Origin of the sequence: Acinetobacter venetianus RAG-1 = CIP 110063, assembly GCF_000368585.1 — a bacterium.
Lineage (GTDB): Bacteria > Pseudomonadota > Gammaproteobacteria > Pseudomonadales > Moraxellaceae > Acinetobacter > Acinetobacter venetianus.
On the sequence record NZ_KB849558.1, the window covers coordinates 1,353,789 to 1,374,828 of the forward strand.

Sequence of the window (21,040 nt, forward strand, 5' to 3'; positions counted from 1 at the left end):
TCCCCAAAATAAAAACAGTGCATGATTCAACATACACTGTTTTGTTTTTTTTTCAAAGAAATCAAAAGATTTCTAGCAAGGACACTTCTTCATATTTCCACCTGAAGATGGATAACGCGCGTCAATACAGTGACGATAAAACGTCTTCGCATCCATCGGTGTCAGATCGGGATGATGTGTCTGCATATGTTTTAGATACGTCTCATAATCTGGTACACCAACCATCAACCGAAAGCTCTGTTGTAAACGTTGCCACAAAATCGCAATCCGAGACCAATTGCTAGGTGAAAAAATCAAATGTTTCTGTGACATGATAGTAAATTTGATGATCTTTACAATCACCGCACCACCCTGTCGAGCAATTTTGAAATCCATGCTTATTCTCCTTTGATGCTATTTGCAGTCATTGGAACATCAGAATAAACCGCTGGCGCTTCATTCACTGTCGGTGTTGAGCTTGCCAATGCGCGGCGAACAATTCCAATCGATGCAATTACCATTACAACAGCAACAATCATAAAGAACGCACACAAAGCTGCATTGATCTGATTTGACATCACAATGGTCTGCATTTCGGCAACAGTTTTAGCAGGTGCAAGTACCTCACCGCGTGCAATCGCATTCGAAAAACGATCTGCCTGCGCAAGGAAACCAATTTTTGGATTTTCATGGAAAATCTTTTGCCAACCCGCTGTCATTGATGTAATGAATAAGAAAATCGTTGGAACAATCGTGACCCACACATACTTCTCTTTCTTCATTTTGAACAAAATCACTGTACCTAGAATCAAAGCCATTGACGCTAGAATTTGGTTACCGATACCGAATAGTGGCCACAATGAATTAATCCCACCAAGCGGATCAACAACACCTTGATAGACAAAGAAGCCCCAACCAGCAACAGCAACAAAAGTACCGATTAAATTACCAACAAATGAGCTAGATTGTTTCACCGCAGGTACGACGATCCCAACTGTATCTTGCACCATGAATCGACAAGCACGTGTTCCTGCATCTACCGCAGTGAGGATGAATAACGCTTCGAACAGAATTGCAAAGTGATACCAAAATGCCATCATTGAACGATTATTAAAAATCTCAGAAATGATATGCGCCATACCAATTGCAAAAGTTGGTGCGCCACCAGCACGAGATAAAATCGAACTTTCACCCACTTCTTGCGCTAAGACAGTCAACATTTCAGGACTAACAACAAATCCTAAATTGCGAACCGCTTCAGCAGCAGTATCAACACTTGTACCTAAAATCGCAGCGGGTGTATTAATCGCAAAATAAACACCAGGATCAAGTACAGTCGCACAAATCATTGCCATAATACCGACAAATGATTCCATCAACATGCCACCATAGCCAATCATACGAATATTCACTTCGTTATCGACTAATTTAGGCGTTGTACCAGAGGAAACAAGTGCATGGAAACCAGAAATTGCACCACAAGCAATTGTAATAAATAAGAAAGGAAATAAACTTCCTGCAAATACAGGACCAGTACCATCAACAAATTGTGTCACCGCAGGCATTTTCAATTCAGGCATGGCAAAAATAATACCAACCGCCAAACCAGCAATAACACCAATTTTGAGGAAAGTAGATAAATAGTCACGCGGCGCAAGTAGCAGCCACACAGGTAAAACTGATGCGATAAAACCGTAAATAATCAGTGCCCATGTCAATTCAGTTCCACTTAGGGTAAACAACTGCCCCCAATAAGGATCTTTTGCAACATCACCGCCATATACAATTGCCATCATCATCAAGACAAAGCCGATAATTGAAACCTCAGCAATTTTTCCTGGGCGTAAATAACGCATATAAACACCCATGAATAATGCAATCGGAATGGTAGCCGCAATACTAAATACGCCCCAAGGACTGTGAGCTAAAGCTTTCACAACAACCAAGGCAAGCACAGCAAGAATAATAATCATGACACCTAATGTACCAAGCATCACGATCACACCCGCAAAAGTCCCAAGCTCCTGCTTTGCCATTTCACCTAAAGAGCGTCCATCTCGACGGGTCGAAATAAACAGCACAAGAAAATCTTGAACAGCACCCGCGATAACCACACCTACCAACAACCAAATTGTTCCCGGTAAATATCCCATCTGGGCGGCGAGAATAGGACCAACTAATGGACCCGCGCCTGCAATTGCAGCAAAGTGATGACCAAATAATACGTATTTATTGGTTGGAACATAATCTAAGCCATCTGCTAAACGATGTGCGGGGGTTAGACGTCTTGGGTTTAACTCAAAAACTTTGTTTGCAATAAATAAACTATAGAACCGATATGCAATGCTATAAACACAGACTGCAGCGAGGACGAGCCAAACAGCATTCACATGCTCACCACGACTGACAGCCAATATCCCAAATGAAATTGCCCCGACAATGGCAACCAAACTCCATAGGAGTTTTGAGGGAAGTGTTGACTTTGCTTGTGTTGTCTCCATTCAAAACCTCTCAAATACATAACTTGTGGTTATTGTGATTTCCCTTTCTATATTTTCTGTAGAAGAAATATCTTTGTTAGCTTACCTGTTATAAAAAATGATTTATCTAATACTTTGGCATAAAAAAAGGGATGATTCTTCATCATCCCTTCGATAATCGTATACTTTGTGTTTAACGATTATGCACGCTCTAAATAGTCACCAGTACGAGTGTCTACACGAACGCTTTCTTCTTGCTGTACGAATAATGGAACACGTACCACAGCACCTGTTTCAAGTTTCGCAGGCTTACCGCCACCGCCTGAAGTATCACCACGAACACCTGGATCAGTCTCAACGATTTTAAGTACAACGAAGTTTGGTGGGCTTACTGTTAAAGGCACACCATTGAATAACATAATTGTACATTTTTCATTTGAATCGTCTTTTAACCATTTTGCAGCATCGCCCATTGCTGTTTTGTCAGCAGCGATTTGCTCAAAAGATACAGGATCCATGAAGTTCCACATTTCACCATCGTTGTAGAGGTAATCCATTTCAACTTCTACAATATCAGCTGCTTCTAAAGAGTCACCTGACTTAAATGTTTTTTCTAATACTTTACCAGAACGAAGGTTACGTAATTTCACACGGTTAAACGCTTGACCCTTACCTGGTTTTACATATTCATTTTCCATGATTGAACATGGGTTGCCATCAAGCATAACCTTAAGGCCTGCTTTAAAATCATTTGTAGAATAATAGGCCATGAAAGGCGCACTCCAAACTTAAAACTCAAATCTATTAATGTTAGACTGGGCGCACAGCTTCGGCTAACACTATTTTAACGTATGGCATGATAAACTATTTACATCAAGAGCAAAACTGGCAATCACAACTCAGTGACCTAATTACTGATCCTCTAGAGCTGTTAAATTTACTTGAGCTATCCACCGATCAGCTATTATCAGGTGCAATCCTTGCCTCTGAACAGTTTAAATTACGCGTACCTCGTGCATTCGTCGGAAAAATGAACATCCGCGATCCTCTCGATCCATTACTTCTACAAGTACTCCCCCACCATTTGGAACTTGAAGATCATCCTGAGTTTGTCACCGACCCTTTAGGTGAGGAAGCCGCAAACCAAATGGCTGGGGTACTGCATAAATATCAATCACGTTTTTTGCTTACCTTGACTGGAGCATGTGCGATTCACTGTCGTTATTGCTTTCGCCGTCATTTCCCTTATCAAGAAAATCTACCTAAAAACGATGATTGGGAAAATATTAAGCAGTATATTGAACAAAATCCGCATATTAATGAAGTGATTTTAAGTGGTGGAGATCCATTAACGCTGAATAATCGAAAAATAGCGTTATGGTTAGAACGTCTAGCATCTCTCCCCCAGATCAAAATATTGAGAATTCATTCACGAGTTCCTATTGTTATTCCAAATCGGATCGACGACGAACTGATTTCTATATTAAAAAACAGTAGGCTACGCATTGTAGTGGTGGTACACTCAAATCATGCAGCTGAACTTGATGACTTCACCTGCTCAAAGTTATTACAGTTATCACTACATCATATAACAGTGCTAAATCAGGCAGTTTTACTCAAAGGTGTGAATGATTCTGCAGAAACTTTGAATGAATTAAGTCTTCGTTTATTTGATGCCCGAGTAATGCCTTATTACTTACATGTATTGGATAAAGTAAAAGGTGCTCAGCACTTTGATTTAGATTCTTCAAAGATAGATCAAATATATAGTGATGTATTAGCGAGTTTGCCGGGATATTTAGTTCCTAAACTCGTCAGGGAAATTGCGGGCGAAAAAAATAAAACACCGCTTTTTGGGGTTCAAACGTTCTGAGATTGATTACAATGATGAATAATGCATTTTCGGATATTTTTCAAATTCCAACTGTTCTCACACGGGACAAACTCAGCTTTTGTGATGCAAATACCAAAAGTATTAATGAATGGATTTCAACACTCTCCATCATGCAATTAGGCGACACGTCTAAAGCCTTGTTTGCAGCACTGTTAGAATTAAGTGAATTAGACTGCCCTGAGACGCTACGTTTCGATTTGATCCAAGCACTTCATCCAACGATAGAAAACGTCTTAGGCAGCCTTGAGAAAAACTTTTTTAATCAAGGTGTGATTAGCTCAGATCGCAATGAACACATTATTGAATTAGCTATGTTGTTGCGTTGCTACTTCGCTGCAATTTACATCAATATTGTACGGCGCAGTAATGATCAAATTGATCACCAAAAGTTTTCTATCTTCGCGCTCAATCAGAAAAAAAATCTACAAACAGCAAGAACACTCGCCACATTTCAAGCTTTACAGCAACTTACTCAACTCTTATATCAACAACATATGCTCTATAGTGAGCCTGTTGCTGGCCAGTGGCTCATTGCACATCAACTTTATGATGCAGCGATTACACACAAATATCAGCATACCAATATAGAACAGACCTCAGGTAAGCCAAGTTTAAACAATATCAGTCAGGCATATGCTCAACTGATTTTGATGGATATTTTTAATACCAATCAAATACGCCAATCAGAAATTCAAGCCTTATTTCAATGTAGTTTTGACTGGGCCAAAATGGTTCAGTTATTACCTAGAGAAACTGATTTAACCAAGTATGTCGTTGATACAAGTAAAGATCACCCACCGATTTATAATAAGAAGCAAAGTTCTGGTTTTAATCCAAATATTTTTATCAGTACTCACGGTTTACTTGAACATGTTACTGCAACTTTACATAAAAATGCAGAATATATTTCCAAGAATGAGAAAATTTATCTAACACCTGCATTAAAGTTCCACGTACAAACCATTTTAGGTACAACTGCTGAACGACGCCACGAACGATATGAATATTCAGCTCAGCTTCATATTTGCTTTGGTTTACTGACCGCTCACTTTTATTTATCGAAAGCAAAAAATTTCTCAGAAACATTAATGCTTGAACATGGGTACGGCTTACAAAGTGAATCTAAATTTTTATCGACATGGGATAAAAAAGAGTCGTCAGGCAATCAAGAGTCCTCTATTCAACGACTAAGCAGAGAAAGCAAAGCTGTTTATCAAGCTGATATTCTTGATATTAGTGTTAACGGTTACCGTATTAAATGGTCAGGAGAAGCACCTAAAAACTTAAGAACAGGTGAATATATTCTCGTGAAAGAAACATCTCATGGGCATTGGCGTGGAGGCGTGATTCGTTGGTTAAAGCAATCCACTGAAAAAAGCTTAGAATTAGGTTTAGAAGTATTGGCACAAGAGATTTTCCCATGCGCCGTACGTATCCAATCTGATCGTCATGTAAGCAACTATCATCCAGCACTTTTATTAAAAAACCAAAATTTGGATGAAACAAAAACAACTTTAATTTTACCAGGTTCACAAATTTTTAGAGAACAGCAAGCTGTTCATTTACGATTGGGGAAAGAGGAAGTAAAAGTGTATTTATTAACGGCACAGCTAATTACCCAGAGCTTTATTCAATTTGATTTTGAACTATTGAATGATGAAGAACAGCCTGTTCTACAAAAATTCATGGCACAAAATAATATGGATACAAATGATCAAGATCTATGGGAAGCATTGAAGTGAGAAATTCTTTACTCTCTAAAAAGTTAAAACGTACAGAAACACGCTTATTAATTATTGATGATAACCAACTTCGTTATAATCAAATCTTAGAAATTTTTGCTACACAAGATCATCTAGTTCAAGCAACACTACTAGATGACTTTAAAGCATTTGAAAAGCAACTCAATTTGCCTTGGGACATTGTCATTTTCGGGCGTGCCTACGATTTAAAAATTGAACAAACACTGTCCTTAATTCAGGCATCAGCTCAGCCAAGCTTGCCCGTTTTATTATTAGAGCCAGAAAATTACAGTGCTGATCAATATCAAAGCTACATTCATAAAGGCATTTATGATGTCTTAAATCTAAAAGCACCAGAAGCGTTCTATATCAGTATTGTTCGTGCCCTTTCATACAGTCGTTTAGTTCAAGCTGAACATCGTTTATTGAATGAATTAGAGGCCGCACAAACTCAAGCACAATCCTTAGCTGCTGAGAGCCACAAAGCCGTTGCTCTTTTGCAAGAAGGTATTCACATGAGTGCCAATGCAGAATATGCAAATTTATTTGGCTTCAACAGCGAAGATGATCTGATTGGTTTACCAATTCTTGACGTTTTACAACCAGAAGATTTAGCTCAATTTAAGCTCCGCTTTAAAAAGATTTCACAAGGTCAATTTGAGCATGGGCGTTTTGAACTTCATACTCAAAATCCAACCGTCAAGAATAATCCTTTGCAAGTCGAGTTTATTCCTTCTGGCGATGAAGATGAAATTCAACTCAATATCGAATGTGGTTCATCAATTAGTATCTCAACACCTACTAGTTTAGTTGCACCAGCCGTAGCAGAGAAAGTTTCAAGTCTAAATACTGCCTTACAACAGATTAATCGCCATTTAACCAACCACCCCGCGAATGTAAATGCTTTAGTTTTATTTAGTTTAAATCACTGCCCAAATGAGGTTTTCCAAAATGACTGGCGTGGAACTAAAGCGTATTTTTCAAACATTCAAAACTTCATTAAAGAGCAAGTAAATATTCCAATCTATCAGATTGAAAAATCACTTCATGCAGGTTTACTACAAGCCGAATCAAAAGAAGTTTTAAATTCACTATTGATTGGTTTAAACAGCCTACAAAAGCCGCAGTTGCTAGCGACTGAACAATACACCTTCCCTTTACAGTTAAAACTGGGATATAGCGAACTTCCCAAGCAAATAAATGATGAAACTGCATTCGAGCAAATTTTGACGAAAGCATTCTCATCAGAATTGCCAACATTGAATACACCAAAAATTGATGCTGACATTGGTCTCACTACAGAACATATTCCAAAGGCTGTTCAATTAACATTATTACAAGAGTTAAAACAAAAACTTGATGCTGGCGATATTCATCTGAAATATCAGCAGCTCTATGACAAACAAGATCAATATACGCATACCTATGAAGTCACTGGTGGGTTTATTCATAACAATCAGTGGCAAGATTTAAATGATCTTGGCGATTTAAAAGATGATCCTGAGTTATCTGTACAATTAGATCGCTGGATCTTGGTTGAAGCATGTAAGCAATTACATAACTTCATTACCCAATATCCAAAAGCTAAACTCGTTGTTAACCTCAATCATCATATTTTATTGAATGACAAGAAACTACCTGAATTAATTGCAAAATTACTCACCATTATTGGAAGTAAACAAGCACACCCATTAATTCTTCAGTTCTCAGAATTGGCTTTACAACAGAATTTATCTCAAGCACAACCTCAAATCGCTTTACTTCGTCAACACGGTGCTGAAATTTCTATCCGTAACTTTGGTAATTCACTGTATAGCGAATCCATCCTCAATCAGATTGATACACAATATTTGAGCTTCGATAATAAGCTAACCAAGCAATTGGCTTCAGATAAAGATATGGCTACGCTGCAAGAAAAAATTCTACATTTCATAGGAATAAAATCTGTAGAAATTCTCTTAATTGATCTGAATGATATGAATCTTTTTGCGAATGCATGGAATGTTGAAGCGCGTTTCTTACAAGGTAATTATTTCCAGAAGAAACTTGACCGCTTAACTGATGTACAAGACCAATAGTCCACGTTGAGGAGTTTGATGACTCCTCACCTTTTATTAAGGTAAAGCGTAAAATTAAGGGCACAAAAAAACGGGCAAATTGCCCGTTTTTTCTTTCTTGATATTAACGTTTGATAGAACGTGACATACCAGAGAAACGTTGCTTGAACTTATCGATACGACCGCCAGTGTCCACATTCTTTTGTTTACCAGTATAGAATGGGTGGCAAGCTGAACATACGTCAAGATAAAGAGTTTCTTTACCAAGCGCAGATTTAGTTTCGATTACGTTACCACATGAACAAGTAGCAACTAATTTTTCGTATTTTGGGTGAATATCGGCGCGCATGGTCGATGCTCCTAATTAACAAGAAAGGCTTAAGCTGTTATCGCAATTGATCACTCTCAAAATGAGGAAAGCAAAGTTATTCAACTTGCAGATCAACACCATAACAGACCATTTCTTTTGACCCACCGAGATCTTTAAGATCAGAGCAAAGCCAACAAGTGGCACGCATTATACGCCAACAAATCAAATTATGCGAATTATTCCTGCTTGGATTTTGCCCAATGATTTGCAATCACACCACACACCATTAACTGGATTTGGTGGAAAATCATGATAGGTAAAACAATCATACCTAATGGTTGGCCAATAAATAAAATTTGCGCCATGGGTACACCACTCGCTAAAGTTTTTTTTGAACTACAAAAGAAAATCGTCACTTGATCAGCACGATTAAAGCCCAGCCATTTCGGTAGATATAAAGCAAGCAACATCACAATCGTTAAAAGAACTGAACAAGCAAGTACCAGATAAAGCAATGTGATCCCATTCACTTGATGCCATAGACCAGCTACAACAGCGCTGCTAAATGCACCGTATACCACCATCAGAATCGAGCCTTGATCAAAAGCTTTCACTAAGCTTGGCACTTTCACCATCAACGGGAAAATATAAGGCCTTAATAATTGCCCTAAAATGAAAGGAACTAACAGCAATAAAGTAATTTGAATAATAGATTTTGTTGGATCAAAACCATGTTGGCTCTGACCTAAAATAAAGTAGCTCACTAAAATTGGTGTAATAAACATACCGATGATATTAGAAAAAGAGGCACTACATACCGCTCCAGCGACATTACCTTTTGCAATTGACGTAAAGGCGATTGAAGACTGCACTGTTGATGGCAAAAAGCACATAAACAAGAAGCCCCAATAAAGCTGCTGGCCTAAAAGTGGCTCTAAAATAGGTTTGGCGAGTAATCCAATCACGGGAAAAATAAGAAAGGTAAAAGCAAAAACTAAAGCATGCATTTTCCAATGTAACATGCCTTCCACAACCGCTTCCCGAGAAAGCTTTGCACCATGTAAGAAGAAAAGTATTGCGATTGCAGCGGTCGTTAAAATATTGAAATAGGACGCTAGTTGACCTGAAACAGGCAGAAATGTTGCGAGTAACACCATCGCAACCAAGAATATTGTAAAGCGATCCAATGCCAAAAGTTTCAACATAACTTTTTCCTATTCATCACTAATTATGATAAAGCCCAATATAATATTGTTGACCATTTGATCGACACATCATACTGGGCTATATAAATAATGCTAGCGCTTTTAAATGAGAAATCTTCAGCTTAAGATGAATTCAAATTAGTTATTACGTGCATTTTTATCCTGTTGAATTAACTCAACCTTGTAACCATCTGGATCTTCAACGAATGCAATCACCGTTACGCCACCTTTCATTGGTCCAGCTTCACGTACAACTTTACCGCCACGCGCCTTGATGTCCTCACATGCTTTATAGGCATCATCGACGCCAATCGCAATATGACCATATGCATTACCCAAATCATAACTAGACGTATCCCAGTTATGGGTTAACTCAAGTACCGTATTGTTTTCTTCGTCGCCATAACCAACGAAAGCCAAAGTAAAACGCCCTTCTTCATAATCACGTTTGCGTAGCAATTTCATACCAAGCACTTCAGTATAGAACTTTAAAGATTGCTCTAAATTGCCTACTCGTAGCATCGTATGTAACATGCGCATATTTATTCACCTGCCTGTTGTGTTGTTTGGTTCTCATGGTCACGTAAAAGTTTTGCAACCCAAACCACAAGAATTAAAATAGGTATACCAATTAAAGTTGTCATCAAAAAGAAATTCGGATAACCGATATTGCTGACAATTGTGCCCGAATAACCGCCTAACAGTTTTGGTGTTAAGGTCATTAATGAGCTGAAAATGGCATACTGAACCGCTGTAAATGAAACACTGGTTAAACTCGATAAAAATGCAATAAATGCGGCACCAGCCAAACCAGAAGCTAAATTATCCATAATGATGGCCATGTAAAGCCATAAGGAACTATAGGTTTTGATGACTTTACCTGAAAGCTCGACTGAACCTTGCTGATCAGGACTTATGACCGCAACGGGTTGAATGTCAATATCCAAAGCAGAGTTCGCTGGAGCTGTTGTATTGATTTGATATTGTCGCGTAGCTAATAACTGATTGCCGTTATTATTTTTCAGATTCGCTAAAGCTGTAATTGTTCTAGTTGATGATGCTTGTAAAGCCTTACCATCAATTACACCATTAAATAAACCACTCTGATCAACTTTTGCGACAAACTCTTGCCCATCTAACTTTAAGACGACAGGCCGCTCATCATCTAAATCCGCTACTGCTACATTAGCCAACTGCCCTTTAACAACCAAACTTTGCTTCAATTCATTTGCGGTTAGCTGATCATCACTGCTAATCGGCAACAATTGAATTTGAGGCTGCGTTGTTTCAATTAAATATGGAACTTCAAGTTTGATTTTTGAGTCAGCCTGATTTTGATATTGAGTACTGACTTGTACCGAGTGAGCATTTAAAAATTCTTGATTCGGTACTTGTAATTTCCAATATCCGACTTCATCAGTTTTTACTTGATAATGCTTATCCCCGATTTGCAATTCAACTTGATCAAGCGGCTTACCTGACTTGACCAGACCAATAAAAATCAAATTGGTCGAACTCGCTAAAACAGCACCAACAAACATGAGCTTCATAATATTCATGCGTTGTGCTAATAAGCCACCTAAGAAACCACCAACCAAACTGAATAAAACACCATAAATTTTAACCGCTTCAGCAATCTGCTCTTTACTGAAATTTAAATCTTGATAGAACACATTCGAGATTACACCCGCAATAATGTCTGAAATACGGAAGAAACCGATCAGCAATAAAAGTACAAGTGCAAGCTTAACACCGTAACGTTTAAAGAAATCTAAAATCGGCGCAACCCATGTTTCATGCGCCATTTGCTTATTCACTACACCTAGTTTAATTAATAAAGAAGCGACAAAAACAGCACCAGCACCTGAACTGAGAAAACGAACTGCCTCCATCAAAAATTTCAGTATGCTGTCATTGATTTTCCATTGAGTTTGCAAATACTGAATAATGTCATCCGAATAAATATAACAACAGACAAAAGTTGCAACAGCAATAAAGAAAACAAAGACCAAGCGGTAATAATCTGTGGTTTTATAATGCTTATAAACGCGATTAACCCGAGGTTCACGGATACTGAGTGTTGTGATGATCCCGATTGCCATCACGGCTGCCATCGCTAAGTAAGTATATTTCCAAGCCTCGTAAATATAATTACCTTTTGCTGTACCTAAATAGGCTGCTAAGAATAATGCGCCAGCCCCAGCAACAATCATCCCGATTCGATAACCTGCATTGTATGTTGATGCTAACACTGTCTGCATTTCTGTTTCAGCAAGCTCAATACGATAAGCATCAATCACAATGTCTTGGGTAGCAGCAGAGAAACCAAGTAAAACTGCACCAGCCGCCATTTGAATTAAATAGCTTTGCCCAAGCGCTGGATCAGAAAAGGCCATAACACAAATGGCACAGATAATTAAACACTGTGCAATTAACAACCAAGCACGTCGACGACCTAAAGACTTCGTCAAAAATGGTACAGGCAACTCATCAATCAATGGTGCCCAAACAAATTTAAATGAATACCCTAATGCAGCCCAACTAAAAAAAGTCACTGCACTTTTATCAATACCAGCCTCACCTAGCCACAATGATAAGCTAGAAAAAATCAATAGAATTGGTATCCCCGCAGAGAAACCAAGAAATAACATGATCAGAGCACGGCGATCTAAAAAAGCTTTAAATGCAGCTGCCCAACCAGAGGCTTGAGTCGTCATTGCTTATTATTTTCCATGAATATGCGTGAATGTGCTTATTCAATCGTTTCTTGTGATTGCTTGCAAGTTGCTTTATGCAACCATTGTTTTGTTTTGTCGATAAAAAACACAAGTTCGCTTGATCTTTAGACCTAAAACTGTATACCTTTAAGAGAGTCGATTGATACTTCAAATATGCTTGCAACCCAGTTCAAAAATAAAGCAAGTTTTTGTCAGTCATATAAGCATATCTGGAATATCAAATGACCAAACCCTCAACTAACGTTTATTTGTTGGATAGCAATGACCCAAAAACTCGATCAAATGACTGCAACAGCTTTATCATCAACACCAACAAACACGATTACAGCAACACTTAATTCATTCCCAAGCGCTTTTGAACAGACGGAAATCAAACCAACACTAATTAAAACAGCTTTAAAAGCAGAACAACTGACACATATTCCAGATTTATTAGAAATTCCAAGCTCGACTCGACGTATCAAACCGCTCAATAATTTTCTTGGGCAAGATCGTGCACGCGCGTCTGTTGAGGCTGGAATTTCTTTACCTTATTCTGGCTACAACATATTTGCAGTCGGTACAGCGGGGCTAGGCAAACGCACAATGATTAAGCGTTTGTTACAGCAACATGCCAAGACCATGCAAACCCCAGATGATTGGGTATATGTCAACAACTTCAAAAACCCAAGACAACCGATTGCTTTACGCTTCCCAGCTGGGCAAGGAACCAAATTTCAAAATGCTTTACAACAAGCATGGCAGGTTATTTTAAAACAGCTCGAACGGCGCTTTAGCGCTGAAAGCTACCACAATCGTATCGAACGTATTCGCCAAGCGACAGGTGAAGTTCAACAACAAGCATTAGTTGAACTGACTAAAGAAGGAGAAGACCTAGACCTTAAGCTTATTTCCCGTAATGACAAACATGTCTTCATTCCAATGCAGCTTCGAGATGATGAATATCATGAGTTGACGCAAGAAGATATTGATACGCTTAGCAATAAAGAACGCGCTGAGATCACCTCCAATATTCGCTATATGGAAAAAAAATTAGACCGACTTGGTCTACATCTTGGTGATTTGGAAGATGATGCGCGAGATCAAGTGTCTAGCCTTAATCGAGAAATTGCGACACAAGTGGTTATGCCGCGTGTTGACCTGATTCTAAACAAAAACAAAGAAGTTAAAGGTTTAGAGCAATTTCTTAAACAATATGCTGATGACATTATCGATAATGTTGAACTGATTTTAGAACAGGAAGAGGATGACTTTACGCCCGCTTTATTTAATCGGGTCCCTTCTCGTTATCAAGCAAATGTCATCGTATCGAATAAACCAAATAGTGGTGCACCTGTTATTTTTGAGGATTTCCCAACTCACTATAACTTACTTGGGCATGTTGAACAGCTTACTCATAATGGTACGATCACAACAGACTTTACCTTAATCCGTCCGGGTTCATTACATCAAGCGAATGGTGGCTTCCTCATGCTTGAGGCTGAGCATTTGCTTGAACAACCTTATGCTTGGCAAGGTTTAAAACGTGCACTTAAATCAGGGCAACTTAAGCTTTCTTCGCTTGAACATATGCTGACGTTAACTGGCAGTATTTCAATTGAACCTGCTTCTGTTCCTTTGGATCTCAAAGTCGTACTTCTCGCTGAACCTGAAATCTATTATGAAATTTTAGAAGTTGAGCCTGAACTCGGTAGCGTTTTCAAAATTCGTGCTGATTTCACTGATACATTACAACGTAATGACAGTAATGAACAAGCATACATGCAGTTGATTGCAGACTACGTACAAGCAGACAAATTGCTTCCATTTGATCGTTCAGCTTTAGCCGCTTTGCTTACTGATTCAAGTCGTCAAGCCGAAGATCAAAGTTCACTTTCATTACATGCATCTACGCTGGGTGATTTAATCCGTGAAGCACATCATCATGCTTTCAAAAGTGGTGATAAAATCGTAACGGATCAGCATGTGAATCAAGCGCTTCATCATCGTCAATATCGCTTAGGGTATTTACGTGAGCTTTACTGGCAAGATTTATCTCGCGGTACTCAACTGATAGAAACCTCAGGTCATCGCCTAGGTCAAATTAATGCTCTATCTGTAATTCACTATGCTGATGTCGAATTTGGCTTACCTTCTCGCCTCACTGCCTCAGTTTATCAAGGTGGTGGTGATATCTTAGATATCGAACGTAGTGTTGAGCTAGGTGGTTCATTACATGCTAAAGGGGTATTGCTCATGTCGAGCTTCCTCAAAGCCCACTTCGGTCGTGAGCAAATTCTGCATTTCTCAGCAGCATTAGCTTTTGAGCAAAGTTATGGACAAGTGGATGGCGATAGTGCAACTGTAGCTGAACTTTCTGCACTCATTTCTGCGATTTGTCAGATTCCAATTGATCAATCTTGGGCAATTACTGGATCAATGAACCAATTAGGACAAGTTCAGCCAATTGGCGGCGTAAATGCCAAAATTGAAGGCTTTTACGATGCTTGTAAGCTGCAAGGACTCACAGGTAAACAAGGTGTCATCATTCCTCGTCAAAACATGCAACACCTCATGTTACGTCAAGATGTTATTGATGCCGTTGAAAGTGGGCAATTCCACGTACATGCGATTGACACCATTGATCAAGCTTTAGAAATTTTAATGGCTCGTCCAGTAGGAACACTTGATAAAAAGGGTCGTTACAGCAAAAACTCAATCTATGCTGCTGTGATGGAACAACTTGAGTACTGGCAAGCGATAGAGGATGGTGAAGCTGTAGAAGAGGATGAACCAAAGAAAAAGAAAAAACGTAAGAAGTCCAAAAAAGATGAAACCGATGCCAAAGCTTCTGAGGAAGCTCTCGCTGAAGCTAAAACGCTAAAACCTCTAAGTAAAAAGAAACATCGTTAAAAGAAAAAGCCATGTTCCTCGGAACATGGCTTTTTTGTTAGGCTACCCCTTGCAAGGAACGGCCTCCAGGGAGTTGCGCAAAATATTGCTTTAATGCATCAATACAACGATGAACTTTCATTGGATATTGTTCACGTTTCGATGTTAAAGCATGCAAGGTATAAGATGGCATGTGCCAGTCAGGCAATACCTCGACCAATGAACCATTGATTAGCTCTTTTTGAATATCCATATAAAGAATACGTGCAATACCATGTCCTTGTTGGCAGAGTGACTTTGCGACAAAAACGTTATTTGTACCCAAACGTGTTTTCATATCTACATTCACCACTTCACCACTCAACCCATGACGAAATGCAAAATGTTGATAATTTTGCATTAACGTTACAGGAAGCAACTCATGATGACGTAAGTCTTCAGGTCTTGTAATTGGCAAAGATTGATTGAGATAGCTAGGCGAAGCAACCAATACTTGATCGACACGAGCCAGTGGAACTGCTGTTAGATTATGATCATCCATTTTTAGACTCATTCTAACAGCGATATCAATCCGCTCTTCAATTAAGTCGATATAACGATGATCTGCTTCAAAATGAATTGCCAAGCCCTTATGCGCTGACATCCAATGAGAAAGTGCTGGGATAACATGTAATGCACCTAACTCAGGTGTAGTCGAGATTCGTAAATCACCCACCAGATCATCACGTAACTCATTAATACGAATTTTACCTCGCTCAGCCGCTGCGAGCATTTCTTGACAACTTAAAAAGAATGCTTGCCCTGCTTCAGTAAGACTAAGCTTACGCGTTGAACGATGTAATAAAGTGACATCCATTTCTTGTTCTAAAGAACGGATTTGCTGACTGACTGCACTTGTTGTAATTCCTAATTCTCTCGCTGCACCACTGAAAGAACTTTTCTCTACAACACACGCAAAGACCCCCATTGCACGCAATTGATCTAACATAGACTTCCCTCTATTTATTTATATGCTTATTGTTCTAATTAAAGCAATCTATAAGAGTATACAGAGAAGTCTAGTCTTAGACCAGTGATTATTAACAATTTGTTGAAAGTTTGTTTTGCCAAAAAGAAAAATTAATTTGGTAAAACTGTAGTTGGATTGACTGGTTTACCATCTAAACGAACTTGGAATTCCAGCATCACGCGTGTTGCACCTGAAGAACCCATTTCAGCGATTTTCTGACCAGCGGTAACGTTATCACCACTCTTCACGAGCATTTTGCTGTTATGTGCATACGCTGTGATATAGCCATCAATATGCTTAACCAACACTAAGTTCCCATATTCTTTTAGACCGTCGGCAGCATAAACAACCTGACCATTGGCGGCAGCAAATACTGGATCACCTTCATTTCCACCGTAACGTGTTCCTTTGACATTACTCGCCAAATTAAATGTCTGAATCACAGGACCATTTGATGGTTTAACCCAACGTAGATTTGAAGCTAGATTCGATGAAGTTGGATTTACAGGAACGACTGGAACCACAGGTTTCGGTGCTACAGGCTGTTGCGTAGGCAACTGAATACTCTGACGTTGAATAGGTGCAGTTTGTGTGATTGTCTGCGTTGATGTTGTACGTTTAGATGCTGAGCCTTTAAGACGTAGAGATTGATTCACATAAATTCGATAAGGCGGTGCAATATCATTGAGAGCTGCAATATCGAGATAATTCATTCCATAACGATTTGCAATGCCACTTAAGGTATCACCTGATTTTACAGTGTAATAATTTGGAGCTTGAGCAAAACGCGTTCCGCCGTGGATTTGCGGTTTAGATGCACAACCAGTCACAATAGCCGCCGTTGTTGCTACCGCCATAGACAATACGATTGTTTTAATCATCTTCTGTGATAGAAAAATCGAGACCTGGTTTATGTGCATCTTCACCCCCATCTTAAAAAAGCTTAATTTATTTCGGCCCTAGAGTACCAAAATAGTGAAAAAAAACGAGTTTTCACATTCTATATTCACAAAGTTATAACAGAGCCACCGCTAACCATTTACAAGAGCATGTAAATCGTCAAGCACAGCATAATTTGTTGCATCCATCTGAATCGGCGTAATACTGACATATCCATTCGATACCGCAAAGAAATCAGATTGAATATGACTCGAAGCGGGTTGAGGTTCTGTTACAGCTTCACCTGCGAGTCCAATCCAATAAACTTGTCGACCACGCGGGTCTACATGGCTAGTGATCGGTTTTGACTGTGCTCTACGCCCTTGATAAGTAATTTGAGCACCTTTGATTTCTTTAACATCAGGAATATTAATATTGAAAATATGACGCGGCGGTAAAATCGGTAAGCCATTAGCAATGAAATCATGCACCCATTTTGCTGCTTGTGCATATGCTTGAGGGTGTTCATAAGAACGTACATTTGAACCAGATAATGAGACTGCAATTGCTGGATGTTTCATTAAACGACCTTCAAATGCAGCGCCCACTGTACCTGAATATAAAACGTCATCGCCTAAGTTAGCACCGCTATTGATACCACTCACGACTAGGTCAAATTCAAAATCAAACAGACCATTCATAGATAAATAAACACAGTCTGCTGGTGTACCATTTACCGCCCAAACATCTTCCGAAATTTGTACTGGACGTAAAGGACGATCAAGCGTTAAAGCACTTGAAAAGCCACTGCGCTCACTTTCTGGTGCAACCACAACGACTCGGCCTAAAGGTTTCAAAGCATGTGCTAAAGCCTGAATACCAGGAGCGAAAACTCCATCATCATTTGCAATCAATATATTCACTAAAATCCTATCTCTTCAAATATTACTACTGAGTTTTTTCAATTGAATTATTCATTGAATTATATATATTTATTACTTCTTAGTATTAGAAATTTAAGTAACTATGAGACATTTATCTAATTTTATTCGAGTTTTTGGGGTGAGTTTCGCACTTCTTACTGCACCAACGGTTTTTGCTGACGAGGCAGTTTCAGCAGCTGAAGCGGATGCATTGATTAAAGATGATATCGCGAATGCACAAGTACTGATCGAAATGTGTCCAAGCATTATTGGTAAAAATGCAAAGTTTGATCAAAATATTAAGAAAATTGTTAATTCTTATTTAAGTAACTACTCAAATAAGTCCACGACTTTAGACAGCTTGCAAAAAGATAGCGAGTTCCAAAATCTACTGACAGATGCGCGTCAAGCAGCAAAAGAAGTCGGCCAAGCTGAGCAAAAATCAGTTTGTGAAGATGTATTAAATTACGAAGAGTAATCCTCTAAAAGCATGAATGTGGTTTTAAAATATGGCACTTTAAAACCACATCCCTAATCTACTCACAAAATGAGTGAAGCCCGCCTTAAACAATCACTACCAAGCATCAGGTTCACGGACCATGTGAACAATATTGGCGGGGCTAATAATCCAACCTCCTCGAAAACCTTCAGCTAAAGGTTCAATCGCATCACAACGCACTACCCCAGCGTCTCTCAAATATTTAGCAGCTTCAGAAAAATTATCAGTAAATAGTTCAAGCCAAAGCTCAGCTTGACTTATTCCAGATGCAACATCAATCCATAAATTGACAGGGCCAAATTCAAAACCTATTGCTGTGCCTTTTTCTGTAATTTGTTTAAGGCCAATCACATCGCGATAAAATATGACCGTTTCTTCAAATTGATGTGGTGGAAGTTTAAGGGCGATATCAATACCACCTGTGAATTTTGTCTTCATTTTATTACTCCTGTTCGATACAGATTTGTTATTTTCACTCGTCTTTTTATCTAACTTATTCATTTAAAATACAGTTCTATCGACCATATTCATTCTTATAATAATACGAAAAGTAAATTCATCTATATTAAACATATAAGGAGAAATAAAGCTGTTAAACCTCAGTACAATTTCATCTCAGCATCGTTGCAATGTCTGAGATTATGAAAATTTAAAACCACATTTTCTCCATGGTTCCTACAGCAAAGATACAATTTTTAATTTACTTTATGCTATAAGTTATTCAAATTCTTTAAGTCTTGTTTTGAGTTTGGTTTCTTATGAAGAAAAATGTTTTTAAAACACTAGGTTTATCATTTCTCATCGCGTCTAGCACTTTATCTCCTACAGTTTTTGCAGCTGACAAAAAGTCTGAGACTGAGAAAATTGAAGTTACTCCAACAACTGACAGCGTCACGCCTCAAGAGCTTGCTGCGATCTATGTTATTTCTGAGACTTGCCCTAAATTAATCGGAAAAGATCTCAAGTTTAATAAAGCTTATGAAAACTTAGTTAAAGCTTATTTAAACAACGATCCAAATGCTGTTGAAGTCCTCAATAAACGCGCAAAAAGCAAAGATTTCCAAGCTGCTTTAAAAGAAGCACGTGCAGATGCAAAGGCAGCTTCTGAAGAAGATAATCGCCAAATCTGCGATGATGTTCGGAATTATTATTCTAAGTAACCGATTCGTTACAATACTGTATGAAAAAGCCGACTTCGCCCATAGAAGTCGGCTTTGCTTTATCCTAAAATGCTAGGCTCTACTGCTTCACACAAGATATTGGAACCACTTAGAATGACTCAAAAAAGCGCTCTTGCTGCATTACTACTTTTGCCAAGCTTTTCTTATGCAGCAACTGTCCTATCTGCTCCACCAGAATTAAATAATAAATCCTATGTACTCATGGACTATGAGACTGGACAGATTCTCGCTGCAAAAAACGAAAATGAAAAACTTGCGCCTGCCTCAATGACTAAAATGATGACAAGCTACATCATTGAGCAGAAACTTTTGAAGGGTGAATTAACTGAAGACGAAAAAGTACGTATGAATGAATCTGCGTGGTGTCGTGGTAGCAGTTCTGAATCATGTATGTATGTTCCATTAAATGGCACTGCAACAGTTCTAGAAATGTTACGCGGTATCATTATTCAGTCAGGTAACGATGCGTCTAAAGCAATGGCTGAACACATTGCAGGGAATGAAGGTACTTTTGCTTACATGATGAACCAAGAAGCAAAACGTGTTGGCATGGTGAATACAAACTTCATCAACTCGACAGGTATGCCTGCTGATGGTCATTATTCTACTGCGAAAGATATGGCTGTTCTTGCTCAGCACATTATCAAAGACAGTTCTAAATATTACCCAATCTATTCAGAAAAAGAATTTACCTTTAATGGTATCAAGCAAGGCAACCGTAATGCCCTACTTTACACTGACCCAAGTGTTGATGGCTTAAAAACAGGTCATACAAATGAAGCTGGTTATTGCTTAACGACTTCAAGTAAACGTGGGCCAATGCGTTTGATCTCTGTCATCTTCGGCACACCAAGCATGAATGAGCGTGCAAGCCAAACACGTACTTTACTTGCTTGGGGTTTTGCAAACTTTGAAACTGTTAATGTTCAACCTGCAAACCAAGTACTTGCTAAAGCCAAAGTTTGGTTTGGTAAAGAAGATGAAGTTCAAATTGGCTTAGCTGAAAACTTCAGCGTAACGATGCCTAAAGGTCGAGCGGATAACATTAAAACCCAACTTGTAGTTCAACCTAAATTGAACGCGCCTTTAGCGAAAGGTCAAGTTGTAGGTAAATTAGTTGCAAGCCTTGATGGCAAAGTGATTGCTGAGAAGCCACTTGTCGCTTTAAAACCTGTTGAAGAAGCGGGTTTCTTTGCGCGTATGATCGATCATATCAAAATGTTCTTCAGTAACTTATTCTAATTTTAGAATAGTGAAATCAAGCACTCATGCT

Annotated in this window: 18 protein-coding genes; 7 read left to right on the forward strand and 11 right to left on the reverse strand. The window is 38.8% G+C overall.

Features of this window, described 5'->3' with window-relative positions:
• Window positions 1-72 precede the first annotated feature (72 nt).
• From F959_RS11900 to efp, 3 genes are all read right to left on the reverse strand, one after another.
• Window positions 73-375 (reverse strand): YbdD/YjiX family protein, encoded by a 303-nt coding sequence (locus tag F959_RS11900; protein WP_004880492.1) that lies wholly within the window; start codon window positions 373-375, stop codon window positions 73-75.
• A 2-nt stretch (window positions 376-377) separates the two neighbouring features.
• Window positions 378-2,480: a carbon starvation CstA family protein gene (locus tag F959_RS11905; protein ID WP_004880493.1), complete on the reverse strand. Its 2,103-nt coding sequence runs from the start codon at window positions 2,478-2,480 to the stop codon at window positions 378-380.
• Window positions 2,481-2,659: 179 nt separating this feature from the next.
• The gene (gene efp / locus F959_RS11910; RefSeq protein WP_004652839.1) at window positions 2,660-3,229 is read right to left on the reverse strand and encodes an elongation factor P; all 570 of its coding nucleotides are present in this window, start codon (window positions 3,227-3,229) and stop codon (window positions 2,660-2,662) included.
• A gap of 86 nt (window positions 3,230-3,315) precedes the next feature.
• Here efp and epmB point away from each other — a divergent pair, with 86 nt between their 5' ends.
• Genes epmB through F959_RS11925 form a run of 3 tightly spaced genes read left to right on the forward strand, consistent with a single transcriptional unit; the run spans window position 3,316 to window position 8,173 of the window.
• Window positions 3,316-4,332, forward strand: coding sequence for an EF-P beta-lysylation protein EpmB (gene epmB, locus F959_RS11915; RefSeq protein ID WP_004880494.1), 1,017 nt, complete (start codon window positions 3,316-3,318; stop codon window positions 4,330-4,332).
• An 11-nt stretch (window positions 4,333-4,343) separates the two neighbouring features.
• A complete protein-coding gene (locus F959_RS11920) occupies window positions 4,344-6,095 on the forward strand; it encodes a hypothetical protein (protein ID WP_004880495.1) in 1,752 nt (583 codons plus the stop codon).
• Window positions 6,077-8,173: an EAL domain-containing protein gene (locus F959_RS11925; protein ID WP_017196963.1), complete on the forward strand. Its 2,097-nt coding sequence runs from the start codon at window positions 6,077-6,079 to the stop codon at window positions 8,171-8,173. The genes F959_RS11920 and F959_RS11925 overlap by 19 nt, the downstream gene beginning before the upstream one ends.
• Window positions 8,174-8,276: 103 nt before the next feature.
• On the opposite strand, the gene rpmE is transcribed toward F959_RS11925, so the two are convergent.
• The 4 genes from rpmE to F959_RS11945 form a co-directional block, all read right to left on the reverse strand.
• Complete coding sequence (rpmE, locus tag F959_RS11930) at window positions 8,277-8,501, reverse strand: 50S ribosomal protein L31 (RefSeq protein ID WP_004880497.1); 225 nt, start codon at window positions 8,499-8,501, stop codon at window positions 8,277-8,279.
• A 197-nt stretch (window positions 8,502-8,698) separates the two neighbouring features.
• A complete protein-coding gene (locus F959_RS11935; protein ID WP_004880498.1) occupies window positions 8,699-9,667 on the reverse strand; it encodes a bile acid:sodium symporter family protein in 969 nt (322 codons plus the stop codon).
• A gap of 138 nt (window positions 9,668-9,805) precedes the next feature.
• Entirely contained in the window at window positions 9,806-10,207 is a 402-nt protein-coding gene (gloA, locus tag F959_RS11940) for a lactoylglutathione lyase (protein WP_004880499.1), read from the reverse strand.
• A 2-nt stretch (window positions 10,208-10,209) separates the two neighbouring features.
• Window positions 10,210-12,384 (reverse strand): AmpG family muropeptide MFS transporter, encoded by a 2,175-nt coding sequence (locus F959_RS11945; RefSeq protein WP_004880500.1) that lies wholly within the window; start codon window positions 12,382-12,384, stop codon window positions 10,210-10,212.
• A 282-nt stretch (window positions 12,385-12,666) separates the two neighbouring features.
• On the opposite strand from F959_RS11945, the gene F959_RS11950 reads away from it, so the two are divergent.
• Complete coding sequence (locus F959_RS11950) at window positions 12,667-15,297, forward strand: Lon protease family protein (RefSeq protein WP_004880503.1); 2,631 nt, start codon at window positions 12,667-12,669, stop codon at window positions 15,295-15,297.
• Between the two features lie 37 nt (window positions 15,298-15,334).
• On the opposite strand, the gene F959_RS11955 is transcribed toward F959_RS11950, so the two are convergent.
• The 3 genes from F959_RS11955 to surE all read right to left on the reverse strand — a co-directional run bounded on the left by F959_RS11955 (window position 15,335) and on the right by surE (window position 18,087).
• Window positions 15,335-16,264 carry a LysR family transcriptional regulator gene (locus F959_RS11955; protein WP_004880504.1) on the reverse strand — a complete coding sequence of 310 codons (930 nt, stop codon included), beginning with the start codon at window positions 16,262-16,264 and terminating at the stop codon, window positions 15,335-15,337.
• Window positions 16,265-16,395: 131 nt separating this feature from the next.
• Window positions 16,396-17,205 carry a peptidoglycan DD-metalloendopeptidase family protein gene (locus tag F959_RS11960; protein WP_029424908.1) on the reverse strand — a complete coding sequence of 270 codons (810 nt, stop codon included), beginning with the start codon at window positions 17,203-17,205 and terminating at the stop codon, window positions 16,396-16,398.
• 111 nt (window positions 17,206-17,316) lie between these two features.
• Window positions 17,317-18,087 carry a 5'/3'-nucleotidase SurE gene (gene surE / locus F959_RS11965; protein ID WP_004880508.1) on the reverse strand — a complete coding sequence of 257 codons (771 nt, stop codon included), beginning with the start codon at window positions 18,085-18,087 and terminating at the stop codon, window positions 17,317-17,319.
• A 103-nt stretch (window positions 18,088-18,190) separates the two neighbouring features.
• Here surE and F959_RS11970 point away from each other — a divergent pair, with 103 nt between their 5' ends.
• The gene (locus F959_RS11970; protein ID WP_004880510.1) at window positions 18,191-18,565 is read left to right on the forward strand and encodes an MCR_0457 family protein; all 375 of its coding nucleotides are present in this window, start codon (window positions 18,191-18,193) and stop codon (window positions 18,563-18,565) included.
• A gap of 96 nt (window positions 18,566-18,661) precedes the next feature.
• Here the strand turns inward: F959_RS11970 and F959_RS11975 are convergent, their stop codons facing one another.
• The gene (locus tag F959_RS11975; RefSeq protein WP_004880512.1) at window positions 18,662-19,024 is read right to left on the reverse strand and encodes a glyoxalase/bleomycin resistance/dioxygenase family protein; all 363 of its coding nucleotides are present in this window, start codon (window positions 19,022-19,024) and stop codon (window positions 18,662-18,664) included.
• A gap of 320 nt (window positions 19,025-19,344) precedes the next feature.
• On the opposite strand from F959_RS11975, the gene F959_RS11980 reads away from it, so the two are divergent.
• A complete protein-coding gene (locus F959_RS11980) occupies window positions 19,345-19,746 on the forward strand; it encodes an MCR_0457 family protein (protein WP_004880513.1) in 402 nt (133 codons plus the stop codon).
• Between the two features lie 114 nt (window positions 19,747-19,860).
• Window positions 19,861-21,009, forward strand: a complete 1,149-nt coding sequence (gene dacC, locus F959_RS11985) for a D-alanyl-D-alanine carboxypeptidase PBP5/6 (RefSeq protein ID WP_004880516.1) — start codon at window positions 19,861-19,863, stop codon at window positions 21,007-21,009.
• Window positions 21,010-21,040 lie beyond the last annotated feature (31 nt).